The sequence below is a fragment of the Bradyrhizobium sp. SUTN9-2 genome (genome assembly GCF_003122645.1).
GTDB lineage: Bacteria > Pseudomonadota > Alphaproteobacteria > Rhizobiales > Xanthobacteraceae > Bradyrhizobium > Bradyrhizobium yuanmingense.
Window position 1 is genome coordinate 4,140,708 of record NZ_LAXE01000001.1, and the last position, 12,196, is coordinate 4,152,903.

At 63.5% G+C, this 12,196-nt stretch carries 10 protein-coding genes and 2 tRNA genes; 7 read left to right on the forward strand and 5 right to left on the reverse strand.

Annotated elements, in window-relative coordinates; all coding sequences use genetic code 11:
• Nucleotides 1-634, forward strand: a 634-nt coding sequence (locus XF30_RS19270) for an NAD(P)H-hydrate dehydratase (protein WP_109143563.1), incomplete at its 5' end; no start/stop codon positions are given.
• Nucleotides 635-638: 4 nt separating this feature from the next.
• Here XF30_RS19270 and XF30_RS19275 read toward each other — a convergent pair.
• On the reverse strand, nucleotides 639-1,937 hold the full coding sequence (locus XF30_RS19275; protein WP_109143564.1) for a multicopper oxidase family protein: 1,299 nt from the start codon (nucleotides 1,935-1,937) through the stop codon (nucleotides 639-641).
• A 154-nt stretch (nucleotides 1,938-2,091) separates the two neighbouring features.
• On the opposite strand from XF30_RS19275, the gene XF30_RS19280 reads away from it, so the two are divergent.
• The 3 genes from XF30_RS19280 (at nucleotide 2,092) to XF30_RS19290 (ending at nucleotide 4,629) form a co-directional block, all read left to right on the forward strand.
• Nucleotides 2,092-2,176: transfer RNA gene (locus tag XF30_RS19280), tRNA-Leu, on the forward strand.
• Between the two features lie 174 nt (nucleotides 2,177-2,350).
• Complete coding sequence (tig, locus tag XF30_RS19285) at nucleotides 2,351-3,712, forward strand: trigger factor (RefSeq protein WP_036010284.1); 1,362 nt, start codon at nucleotides 2,351-2,353, stop codon at nucleotides 3,710-3,712.
• A 281-nt stretch (nucleotides 3,713-3,993) separates the two neighbouring features.
• The gene (locus tag XF30_RS19290) at nucleotides 3,994-4,629 is read left to right on the forward strand and encodes an ATP-dependent Clp protease proteolytic subunit (RefSeq protein ID WP_025036638.1); all 636 of its coding nucleotides are present in this window, start codon (nucleotides 3,994-3,996) and stop codon (nucleotides 4,627-4,629) included.
• A 62-nt stretch (nucleotides 4,630-4,691) separates the two neighbouring features.
• Here the strand turns inward: XF30_RS19290 and XF30_RS37820 are convergent, their stop codons facing one another.
• Nucleotides 4,692-4,898, reverse strand: a complete 207-nt coding sequence (locus XF30_RS37820) for a hypothetical protein (RefSeq protein ID WP_141697650.1) — start codon at nucleotides 4,896-4,898, stop codon at nucleotides 4,692-4,694.
• Nucleotides 4,899-5,080: 182 nt separating this feature from the next.
• Between XF30_RS37820 and clpX the strand changes: the two genes are divergently transcribed.
• The 3 genes from clpX to XF30_RS19305 all read left to right on the forward strand — a co-directional run bounded on the left by clpX (nucleotide 5,081) and on the right by XF30_RS19305 (nucleotide 9,573).
• Nucleotides 5,081-6,352 (forward strand): ATP-dependent Clp protease ATP-binding subunit ClpX, encoded by a 1,272-nt coding sequence (clpX, locus tag XF30_RS19295; protein ID WP_109143565.1) that lies wholly within the window; start codon nucleotides 5,081-5,083, stop codon nucleotides 6,350-6,352.
• Nucleotides 6,353-6,672: 320 nt separating this feature from the next.
• Entirely contained in the window at nucleotides 6,673-9,096 is a 2,424-nt protein-coding gene (lon, locus tag XF30_RS19300; protein WP_109143566.1) for an endopeptidase La, read from the forward strand.
• 72 nt (nucleotides 9,097-9,168) lie between these two features.
• Entirely contained in the window at nucleotides 9,169-9,573 is a 405-nt protein-coding gene (locus XF30_RS19305) for a GFA family protein (RefSeq protein ID WP_036025378.1), read from the forward strand.
• 121 nt (nucleotides 9,574-9,694) lie between these two features.
• Here the strand turns inward: XF30_RS19305 and XF30_RS19310 are convergent.
• From XF30_RS19310 to XF30_RS19320, 3 genes are all read right to left on the reverse strand, one after another.
• Nucleotides 9,695-9,771 (reverse strand) — tRNA-Val (locus XF30_RS19310).
• A 193-nt stretch (nucleotides 9,772-9,964) separates the two neighbouring features.
• Entirely contained in the window at nucleotides 9,965-10,327 is a 363-nt protein-coding gene (locus XF30_RS19315) for a hypothetical protein (RefSeq protein ID WP_051057016.1), read from the reverse strand.
• A 234-nt stretch (nucleotides 10,328-10,561) separates the two neighbouring features.
• Nucleotides 10,562-12,076 carry an outer membrane protein gene (locus XF30_RS19320; protein ID WP_109143567.1) on the reverse strand — a complete coding sequence of 505 codons (1,515 nt, stop codon included), beginning with the start codon at nucleotides 12,074-12,076 and terminating at the stop codon, nucleotides 10,562-10,564.
• Between the last annotated feature and the right edge of the window lie 120 nt (nucleotides 12,077-12,196).

The following is a 12,196-nucleotide window of genomic DNA, read 5'->3' on the forward strand; positions in this document are numbered from 1 at the left end:
CCCCGTCGACAGCGCGATCGAGTTCGGCGAGCTGCTCGGCGACAAACGCTACAACACCTGCATCATCGGCCCCGGTGCGGGCATCGGTGAGCGCACCTGCGATCTCGTCCACACCGCGCTTACCGCGCAGCGGCATCTGGTGCTCGATGCGGATGCGCTGACCAGCTTTGCCGCAACCCCCGAGCGCCTGTTCGAATCGATCAAGTCCTCGCAGGACAATGCGGTGGTGCTGACCCCGCACGAAGGCGAGTTTCCGCGCCTGTTCTCCGACCTCAGCAACAAGCATCCCGGCCGCTCCAAGCTCGAGCGCGTCCGCGCCGCCGCCGAGCGCTGCGGCGCCGTCGTGCTGCTGAAGGGCCCGGACACCACAATCGCCGCCCCCGACGGCCGCGCCACCATCGCCGCCAATGCGCCGCCCTGGCTCGCCACGGCCGGCGCCGGCGACGTGCTGTCCGGGATCATCGCCGGGCTCCTGGCGCAAGGCGTGCCGGCGTTCGAGGCCGCCAGCATCGGCGTCTGGATGCATGGCGAGGCGGGAAGCGAAGCTGGGCCGGGCCTGATCGCGGAGGATCTGACCGAGACGCTGCCGGCCGTGCACCGGCGGATCTATGACGCGCTGGGCATCGAATACTGAACGTTCACTCCACCCCGTACCAGCGCACCAGCCGCGGCGCGGCCCAGTCGGTCACGACGGATTCGATCAGCCAGCGTCCGGGCGAGGTCGCGGCGAACGCGATGCGCTGGGTCTGGCCAGGCTCGATCGCGAGCGTGTCGAGCCAATAGGGCTTCCAGCCGTCGTCGAGCTTGTCGAGCAGCCGGAAATGGTGGCCGTGCAGGTGAAACACGGTGGTGACCGGGGCGGGGTTCTGCAGCGCCAGGACCACGGTGCGGCCGGTCTTGGCGCGGAAGGCAGGGGCGGAGGCGGTGGAGAAGGTCGCGGGCCGTGCCCAGCCGGCATCGGCCGTACCGAGCGCGACATCGAACCGCAGGGCGCCTCTCAGCTCGAGCTTCTCGGGCAGATCATTCGGCGGGAGCGGTTGGGGCGGCGGCAGCGGAGCGCGCTCCAGCTTCCCGGAGACAGTCAGGTGTCCGACCTGGCGCACCGCCTTGCCGTCATGCAGCATAAACGGGGCCGAACTGGCCGCATCCACGAAAGCGTCGGCCCGCGCACCCGGGGCCAGCACCAACGCGCCGTTGCGCGCGGGGAACGGCTCGGCCGGCTGGCCGTCGAGGGCCATCACACGGACTTCGTGGTTTTCCAATTTGATTGCGAGAACAGAGCGTTGCGAGCCGTTGATGAAGCGTAGCCGCAGCCGCTCGCCCGCCGAAGCTGAGAGTTCGAATGAAGTCTTGCCGTTGATTGTGTAAAGCGGCGTCGTGTCCTTCGGGTCCTGGCCCGGCGGGACCGCGGTGCCATCCGGCCGCAGGCGCCATTCCTGGATCAGCAGGAGCTCATCACGATCGACGGCGACCGGGCCGGTTTCGGCCACGATGATCGGAAGCCGTGCGGGCTGCTGCAGGCGGTGCTCGAAGAGGCGGAAGTCGGCCAGCAGGGTGCCTGCATTAGGCACTGAAATAATTGATGTTTCTGTCGCATCCGGCGCTGCCGGGGCGCGGCCGCGGAGCGGGTCGGCGGCCATCGGCGCCTGGAGGCTGTACCAGACTGGCGCAATCGGCACAGGGAGGTTGTTGCTGAAGACCACCTGGCAGCGGTCGAAACGCTTGAGACGCACGTCTCTGAGGTGGCTTACGGCGGCCAGCTCCCAGATTGGTGTAGCCGGCTGACCCGGTCTCAAAGCCAGCGTTGCCGGTCTCGCCTGCAGCGCGAGCTGGGCCGTGACGGATGGGCCTGCACCGCCCACGATCAGCCCGGCTGCCGAGGCCCCTAAGCCGGCCATAACCTCGCGCCGATGGGGAGCATGGATCCGCGTTGTCATGGCACGATCCGGACCACGCCGTGCTGGATAAGTCCAGCCGCAGTGCCTACTTGAAGCTTGCCTCCATCAGGCCATTTTTTTGCTGCGAACAGTCAGGCACATGCTATAAGCCCGGCCGCCCGCGGCATCGCGGCCGGTCTTGATGCGAATTCACGCGGGCGTGGCGGAACTGGTAGACGCGCTGGATTTAGGTTCCAGTGACGAAAGTTGTGGGGGTTCGAGTCCCTCCGCCCGCACCAAGCGCTTATCGCGTTTGCACGGATTACGAGGCCTGCTTCCGCGCGGATGATCATCCGCCTGGAGCGGGTCCGATGAACCACCGGTGTGAAGGCGTTTGCCTCGCGCCGGATCGATTAACGACAGCGTCCCGGCGCGCGACGTGCCGGGGCCGAACGAAAAGAAGATTGGACGCCATGCAGGTCACAGAAACCCTCTCGGAAGGTTTGAAGCACGAGTTCAAGATCAGCGTTCCCGCGTCTGATCTCGACGCCAAGGCCGGCGCCAAGCTCGTCGACCTCAAGGACAAGGTCCGTATCAACGGCTTCCGTCCGGGCAAGGTGCCGGTCTCGCATCTGAAGAAGGTCTATGGTCGCTCGGTGATGGCCGAGACCATCGACCAGACCATCCGCGACACCAACACGCAGCTGTTCTCCGAGCGCGGCTTTCGCCTTGCGACCGAGCCGAAAATCACCATGCCGAGCGAACAGGCCGAGGTCGAGGAGCTGCTGAGCGGCAAGACGGATTTGACCTACACGGTCGCCATCGAAGTAGTGCCGGCGATCGCGCTCGCCGACTTCAAGAGCTTCCAGGTCGAGAAGCCAGTTGCTGATGTCACCGACGCCGATGTCGACGAGGCGATCAAGCGCATCGCCGATTCCAACCGCACCTATGCCGCCAAGGGCGAGGGTACCAAGGCTGAGTCGGGCGACCGCGTTACCATCAACTTCACGGGCCGCATCAACGGCGAAATCTTCGAAGGCGGCACCGGCGAGGGCATCCAGGTCCTGATCGGCTCCAACACCTTCATTCCGGGCTTCGAGGAGCAGCTCATCGGCATCGGCGCGGGTGAGACGCGCACGCTGAAGGTGTCGTTCCCGAAGAACTACATGAACGACAAGCTCGCCGGCCAGCCGGCGGAGTTCGAGACCACCGCGACCCTGATCGAGGCGCCGCAGGACCTTGCGATCGACGACGAGTTCGCCAAGTCGCTCGGCCTGGAATCGCTGGACAAGCTCAAAGAGGCCGCGCGCGAGCGCCTGACCGCCGAGTTCGCCACCGCCACGCGCCAGCGCGTCAAGCGCGCGCTGCTCGACCGCCTCGACGAGGCGCATCGCTTCGAGGCGCCGCCCTCGCTGGTGGACGAGGAGTTCAGCCTGATGTGGAACTCGGTCAAGGCCGAGATGGACTCCGCCGGCAAGACCTTTGCCGACGAGGACACCACCGAGGACAAGGCAAAGGAGGAGTATCGCAAGATCGCCGATCGCCGCGTGCGGCTTGGCCTCGTGCTCTCCGAGATCGGCGAGAAGAACAAGATCACGGTGACCGATGACGAGGTCGGCCGCGCCGTGATCGAGCGCGCGCGCTCGATGCCCGGCCGCGAAAAGGAGGTCTGGGACTTCTACCGCAACAACGCCCAGGCGTTGGCCCAGCTTCGTGCGCCGATCTACGAGGACAAGGTGGTCGACTTCATCCTCGAGCTCGCCAACGTGACCGAGAAGAAGGTTTCGCGCGAGGACCTCTACAAGGACGACGACGCGGAAAAGACCGCGGCCTGAAGGGTTTGAGATAGTCCGCTATTAAGGATGATGAGCGAAGAGGCCCAGCTAGCCAGGTGGCCGGCTGGGCCTCTTTGTGCGAATCAGCTTCAACTGCCCCACGGATTAAGCCTTAATGCGCTGCGCACTTGTCAGAAGCGAAATGGGCTATATCTGTCGCTACGCCTTTCTGCTTCTTACCCAAGTTCCTGCATCACAGGACGTCCATTCGCCTTCCGGCAAATCCAGCCAAGCTGGCAAGCCAGCCCGGCGATGTCCGTCTCCGAAACCCTAGGTGACTCATGCGCGATCCGGTTGAAACCTACATGAACCTCGTGCCCATGGTGGTCGAGCAGACCAACCGTGGCGAGCGCGCCTACGACATTTTCTCGCGCCTTTTGAAGGAGCGCATCATCTTCGTGACCGGCCCGGTCGAGGACGGCATGTCGACGCTGATCGTCGCGCAGCTCCTGTTCCTCGAGGCGGAAAATCCGAAGAAGGAAATCTCGATGTACATCAACTCGCCGGGCGGCGTGGTGACGTCGGGCCTTGCGATCTACGACACCATGCAGTTCATCCGCCCGCCGGTCTCGACCCTGTGCACCGGTCAGGCGGCTTCGATGGGCTCGCTGCTGCTTTGCGCCGGCGAGAAGGACATGCGCTTCTCGCTGCCGAACGCGCGCATCATGGTGCACCAGCCCTCCGGCGGCTTCCAGGGCCAGGCAACCGACATCATGCTGCACGCCCAGGAGATCCTGAACCTGAAGAAGCGGCTCAACGAGATCTACGTCAAGCACACCGGCCAGACCTACAAGTCGATCGAGGATGCGCTGGAACGCGATAAGTTCCTCACTGCGAACGACGCCAAGGAGTTCGGCTTGGTCGACAAGGTGATCGATAAGCGCGCCGAGGAGCCGGCGCCGGCGAAGGCCCCGTAGCACTACTGAAGCGTCACGACGAGCCCTCGGTTTGCCGTGGACCCCTCAGGGCAGCGTTCACGTTAGGTGCGCGTGCGCACGGCGCAAAACGCGGTTTTGCGCCCTGCGACAAGCAGAAAGTTCCGCTTTCGTGCTTGTTTTTCGTGGCAATCCAGCAACGCCGGGGTGTTTTCCATCACTTCGCCCGTGCCAAGACCGGAAATCACGGTATTGTCACGGGTAGCCGGCGACCCCCGATTAGCGAATTCTTGATAGTCGGGTGACAGCATGGTTGGCTACGATTGATCGGCTATGATCGCGGGAGAATCGAGCCACCGTGATTCGCACGGAACGTAGTAAAGCGTAGGATCTTTTTTGGTACGGAATTTGCTCTACTTAAGCTTCATGCCGACCATCGTGTCGGAATGGAGCGATCGAGCGGAACGGGATCGAACCGCGGACGGAGATATGAATGAGTAAGGTCGGCACGAGCGACTCCAAGAACACGCTATATTGCTCGTTCTGCGGCAAGAGCCAGCACGAAGTCCGCAAACTGATCGCGGGTCCCACGGTCTTCATCTGCGACGAGTGCGTCGAGCTCTGCATGGACATCATCCGCGAGGAGAACAAATCCTCGCTGGTCAAGTCGCGCGACGGTATTGCGACGCCGAAGGAAATCTGCAAGGTGCTGGACGATTACGTCATCGGCCAGAGCCATGCGAAGAAGGTCCTGTCGGTCGCGGTGCACAACCACTACAAGCGCCTCAACCATCAGACCAAGCACAACGACGTCGAGCTCGCGAAGTCGAACATCCTGCTGATCGGTCCGACCGGCTCGGGCAAGACGCTGCTCGCGCAGACGCTCGCCCGCATCCTGGACGTGCCGTTCACGATGGCCGATGCGACGACGCTGACCGAAGCCGGCTATGTCGGCGAGGACGTCGAGAACATCATCCTGAAGCTGCTCCAGGCCGCCGACTACAACGTCGAGCGCGCCCAGCGCGGCATCGTCTACATCGACGAAATCGACAAGATCAGCCGCAAGTCCGACAACCCCTCGATCACGCGCGACGTGTCGGGTGAGGGCGTGCAGCAGGCGCTGCTCAAGATCATGGAAGGCACGGTGGCTTCGGTCCCGCCGCAGGGCGGCCGCAAGCATCCGCAGCAGGAGTTCCTGCAGGTGGATACCACCAACATCCTGTTCATCTGCGGCGGCGCCTTTGCCGGCCTCGAGAAGATCATCTCGGCGCGCGGTCGGTCGACCTCGATCGGCTTCGGCGCCCAGGTGCTCGCGCCGGAGGATCGCCGGACCGGCGAGATCTTCCGTCACGTCGAGCCTGAGGACCTCCTGAAGTACGGCCTCATCCCCGAGTTCGTCGGTCGTCTGCCGGTCGTGGCGACGCTCGAGGATCTCGACGAGACCTCGCTGAAGAAGATCCTGACGGAGCCGAAGAACGCGCTGGTGAAACAGTACCAGCGGCTGTTCGAGATGGAGAACATCGAGCTGACCTTCGCCGACGAGGCGCTTGGCGCGGTCGCCCGCAAGGCGATCGAGCGCAAGACCGGCGCGCGAGGCCTGCGTTCGATCCTCGAGGCGATCCTGCTCGAGACCATGTTCGACCTGCCGGGCCTGGAAGGTGTGGAAGAAGTCGTGATTTCCCGCGAAGTCGTGGAAGGCACGGCGCGTCCGCTCTACATCTATGCCGATCGGTCCGATCGTGCCGTCGAGAACGCCAGCGCCTGATCTGACGGCGCTGGAAAGCTCCAATCGTCTCCTCGAGTTGGCTGCGGAGCCGTGGTTCCGCAGCCGGTGTTGCGTCGCTTGCCGCGTTGCGTAAGCGCCTGATGGCGCGCGTTTTTCAATGACTTGACACCCCCCGGGTCGATAGCCACCTAATGTCGGCGGCGAGCGAAAATTCTCTTCAAGATTCGCCTCAGTTCCGTTCCGGCGAGCCGGTCCAACTTGTAGAGGACCGACCGGTTCTGCGGATCACCTCGGCACCTTGTGGCGGTTGCGCATGATCGCGGGCTGCGTGCAAGGGGGCAAAGCAAAAGGAAAAGGCCATGACCAATCCAAAACCCCGGCCAACAATCGTTCATGGCGAAGCACACGCCTATCCCGTGCTGCCGCTGCGCGACATCGTCGTCTTCCCGCACATGATCGTTCCGCTCTTCGTCGGTCGCGAGAAGTCGATCCGCGCACTCGAAGAGGTGATGAAGAACGACGCGCTGATCATGCTCGCGACGCAGAAGAACGCGTCCGACGATGATCCGGCGCCCGATGCGATTTACGAGACCGGTACGCTTGCCAGCGTGCTGCAGCTCCTGAAGCTTCCCGATGGCACCGTGAAGGTGCTGGTCGAAGGGCTCGAGCGTGCGCGCGTGGCGAAGTACACCGACCGCGCCGACTATTATGAGGCGACCGCCGTCGCGCTTGCGGACACCGACGCGAAATCGGTCGAGGCGGAAGCGTTGGCGCGCTCGGTCGTGTCCGACTTCGAGAGCTATGTGAAGCTCAACAAGAAGATCTCGGCCGAGGTCGTCGGCGTCGTGCAGGCGATCACCGATTTCGCCAAGCTCGCCGATACGGTCGCCTCGCATCTCGCGGTCAAGATCGCAGATCGCCAGGGCATACTGGAGACGCTGTCGGTCACCACGCGCCTGGAGAAGGTGCTGGGTCTGATGGAGAGCGAGATCTCGGTGCTGCAGGTCGAAAAGCGCATCCGGTCCCGCGTCAAGCGCCAGATGGAGAAGACCCAGCGCGAGTACTATCTCAACGAGCAGATGAAGGCGATCCAGAAGGAACTCGGCGACGACGACGGTCGCGACGAGCTCGCCGATCTCGAAGAGAAGATCTCGAAGACCAAGCTCTCCAAGGAAGCGCGCGAGAAGGCGCAGCATGAATTGAAGAAGCTGCGCCAGATGTCGCCGATGTCCGCGGAAGCGACCGTCGTGCGCAACTATCTGGATTGGCTGCTGTCGATCCCGTGGAACAAGAAGTCCAAGGTGAAGAAGGACCTGGAGCAGGCGCAAGCCATCCTGGACTCCGATCACTATGGGCTGGAGAAGGTCAAGGAGCGTATCGTCGAGTACCTCGCGGTGCAGTCGCGCGCCAACAAGCTGACGGGGCCGATCCTGTGCCTGGTCGGGCCTCCCGGCGTCGGCAAGACCTCGCTCGGCAAGTCGATCGCGAAGGCGACGGGGCGCGAGTTCGTGCGCGTCTCGCTCGGCGGCGTGCGCGACGAGGCCGAGATCCGCGGTCACCGCCGCACCTATATCGGCTCGATGCCCGGCAAGATCATCCAGTCGATGCGCAAGGCGAAGTCGTCCAATCCGCTGTTCCTCTTGGACGAGATCGACAAGATGGGCGCCGATTTCCGCGGCGATCCGTCCTCGGCGCTGCTCGAGGTTCTTGACCCCGAGCAGAACGGGACCTTCAACGACCACTATCTCGAGGTCGACTACGATCTGTCCAACGTGATGTTCATCACCACCGCGAATACGCTCAATATTCCGGGGCCCCTGATGGACCGCATGGAGATCATCCGGATCGCGGGCTACACCGAGAACGAGAAGGTCGAGATCTCGCGCAAGCACCTGATCCCGAACGCGGTGTCCAAGCACGGCCTGGACCCCAAGGAGTTCTCGATCGACGACGAGGCGCTGCTGCTTCTGATCCGCCGCTACACCCGCGAAGCGGGCGTGCGTAACCTGGAGCGTGAGCTCTCTACACTGGCCCGCAAGGCGGTGAAGGAGCTGATGATCTCCAAGAAGAAGTCGGTCAAGGTCACCGAGAAGACTCTGGAAGAGTTGCTCGGCGTGCCGAAGTACCGCTTCGGCGAGATCGAGAGCGAGCCGCAGGTCGGTATCGTCACCGGCCTTGCCTGGACCGATGTCGGCGGCGAGCTGCTGACGATCGAAGGCGTCATGATGCCCGGCAAGGGCAAGATGACGGTCACGGGCAATCTGCGCGACGTCATGAAGGAGTCGATCTCCGCGGCGGCGTCCTACGTCCGCTCGCGCGCGATCAACTACGGCGTCGAGCCGCCGCTGTTCGACAAGCGTGACATCCACGTGCACGTGCCGGAGGGTGCGACGCCGAAGGATGGCCCGTCCGCAGGTGTTGCGATGGCCACCGCGATCATCTCGGTCATGACCGGCATCCCGGTCCGCCATGATGTCGCGATGACCGGCGAGATCACGCTGCGCGGCCGCGTGCTGCCGATCGGCGGCCTCAAGGAGAAGCTGCTGGCTGCGGCCCGCGGCGGCATCAAGACGGTGCTGATCCCCGAGGACAACGCCAAGGATCTCACGGAGATTTCCGATGCGATCAAGGGCGGCATGGAGATCATCCCGGTCTCGCGCCTCGATGACGTCGTCGCCAAGGCGCTGGTGAAGAAGCCTACGCCGATCGTCTGGGAAGAGGACACCAAGGTGACGGTGAAGCCGGACGGCGATGAAGCCGCCGGCGGCCTGACCGCTCACTGAGATCGCAGCTCGAAAATGATGATAAAACGGCGCCTTCGGGCGCCGTTTTTGTTTGGGGAAGGGGAGGAGGCAATGCACGTCGATGGGCAATGCCATTGCGGGAAGGTCGCGTTCGAGGCCGAGGTCGATCCGGAGGCAGTCTCGGTCTGTCACTGCACCGATTGCCAGACGCTGACCGGCTCGCCGTTCCGCGTGACGGCCATCTGCACCAAGGCCGATGTCCGCCTGACCCGTGGCTCGCCCAAAATCTACGGCAAGCGCGGCGACAACGGCCGGATGCGCTTTCAGCATTTCTGTGCCGATTGCGGTTCCCCGCTGTTCACCAGCGGCGAGGGCGACCAGGCCGACGATTGGGGCATCCGTTGGGGCTCGATCCGCCAGCGGGATGCGCTGCGGCCGGTGAGACAGATCTGGTGCCAATCGGCAGCGGTGTGGATCGACGCCGTGCCGCTGCTGCCGGGGCGGCCGCAGGATTGAAGTTGGCTGGCCGAGCCCGCCTTCGCCCGTTGGGCTTCGGCGCGGCAGCCTTCGATCGCTTCGCGCTTACGACCTTGCTGTGCTGGCTTGCCGAGCCGTAGCTCGCGAAGCGAGCGAAGGCTGGTGGGCGGTCACGGATTCGAACCGCGGACCCTCTCGGTGTAAACGAGATGCTCTAACCAGCTGAGCTAACCGCCCAATGGCGCCTCTTTAGCGCCCCGGCGGGGGCCGAAGCAAGGGCCGAGCGCGCCCGACCCGGCTGCAATTGCCGGCCCGGTGAGAGCTTTCATGCCGGACACGACCAACCCTGCAGCAGGTCCGCTGCAGGGCAATCTTTCTCGCAGCGCGATCTCGACGTAAGGCCGAGGAGCCAGCGATCATGCTGCGGGTGTCAGGCTGTCTTGGTGAACATCGTCAGGACGCCGTCGACGATGTTGATCGCGACGACTTGTGCCGAGCTCAAGCCCTTGGCCTTGAGCACGGAGGCGGCCTGCGGTGTGGCGTCGATGGACTGCCGAAGCGACTGGATGTCCGTCTCGCTCGTATGCGCCACGAGTTCATCGACCTTCGCGCGCACGGCCGGCTGCAGTTCCTTGACGTCTACAACCTGTATGCTCCGGATCACAGTGCTGGATTGCGTGGACGATTGCTCCGTGTCGGATTGCGACGATGCGCCCTGTGCCTGCACCAGGGCAGGTGTTCCCAGCGAGAGAGCTGCAACGAGGACGGATGCCGTGAAGCTGCGCATGGTCATGCCTTTTCCAGTTTGAGGAAGCGCGAACCTAGCGCGGAAATCTAGTTGGCATCTGATTCCGATGTGGCCGTTCGGTGAAACAATGCGGCCGCAATGCGCGCGGATGAGACGCTTGCGTCGGGTCCGGAGCCCAAAGCGCAACTCTGTTCCAGACTTTCATATTGACCGAATGCAGAAAGCAAAAGCCCCGGACGAACCGGAGCTTTGCCTTAGCGACGACCAGCAGTGGGGTGATCAGTACTTCGCCACGACGGGGCCTCCGCCCCAGTTGAAGCGATAGACCAGCTGGCTGCGAACGGCGTGAACCCATTTCTCGGAATCGATCGACGCTCCAACGGACAGACCCGTTGCCGTGTCGCGGACGGCGTTCGTTGCGGTGTCGAATTCAGAGAACCGATATTCGGTCTTCCAGAACAAGCCCGGCACGATCTTCAGCGCGTGTTCTTCGCCGGCGCCGATGAACCAGCCCCTGTAGGTACGCTTGTCCATGAACACGCCGCTTGGTCTTCCGAACGGCGCAGCGTTGAGGGTGAAATCGGTACGGTCAAAGCTGGCTTCGGTATAGCCGACTGAGAAATAGGTTAGGAGGCTCGGGGTCGCCAGCCAGCCGAGCCGGCCGCCGCCCGCCCAGGCCGAGCTCATCTTCTCTTCGCCCACGACCCCGAAGCGAGGCGGGCTGAGCTGGCCCTTGAGGCTGCCGATATCGTAGTCGCCGAATGCGCCGACGACGAAGGCCGCGCCCGCTGCCGCAAACTGGTAGTCGCAGCCGCCCTGCACAGTCCCGAAGAAGCCGCGGCCTCCCGTCGTCGCTGTATCGCTGAAGCGGGTTCTGGTGGGACCATCGATGTAGGTCGTGTTGTCCTGATTCCAGAGCCCATAGCCGCCGCCGCCGCCGACGTGGCAGCCGGTCCAATTCGTGAGCGGCGTGGGGGCCGGAGGCGCCTTCAGATAGGCAGGAGACGTCACATCGGCGGCGGGGCCGCTCGAATTGAAGCGGTAGACCAACTCGCTGCGGACAGTGTGGACGTACTTCTTCGAATCCTCGGAAAAGCCGATCGGCAATCCGCTCGCCGTATCCCGGATCGGATTTGTGCCGACATTGAAGTCGGAGAAGCGGTATTCCGTTTTCCAGAAGAGACCCGGCAGGAAGCCGAGCGCATATTCGGCGCCGGAGCCGATGAACCAGCCATCGTAGGTTCGCTTGTCCTGATAGAGGCCGGCCGCAACTCCGAAGGGCGGAAAGTTCAGATTGAAGTTCGTGCGGTCGAAAGTCGCTTCGGTGTAACCCGCCGAGACATAGGTCAGCAGGCTAGGCGTCGCCAGCCAGCCGAGCCGGCCGCCGACCGCCCAGGCCGAGCTCATTTTCTCGTCGCCAACCATCGAGAAGCCGGAGGGAGTGAGCCGCCCGGTTAGACTGGCGAAATCATAATCACCGAAGGCGCCGATCACGAAGCGCTCGCTGGCCGCCGCAAACTGATAGTCGCATCCCGCCTGTACCGTCCCGAAGTACCCGCGGCCACCGGTGGTGATCGTATCGGCATTCTGAAAGCGGAGCGGACCGTCGACAAAAGTCGAATTTTCCTGATTCCACATGCCGTAGCCGCCGCCGCCCGCGACATAGCAGCCGGTCCAGTTGACGAAAGCTGCGGCGACAGCCGGTGGCTTGGCGTATTTGCGCGGAAGGTCGGCTGCCAATGCTGATCCGGAAAACGTCACCAATGCCACGAGGGCGGGCGCAACCTGCTTCATTCCAAACATTCCCATTCCACCAGACCGCGGCCAAGCGACCCCTCGCCAAGCCACAATCGACTCCTCGGGACAAACATACGAAGTTTGATTCAGAATGCTGTTGCAGGAAGGCTACAATCG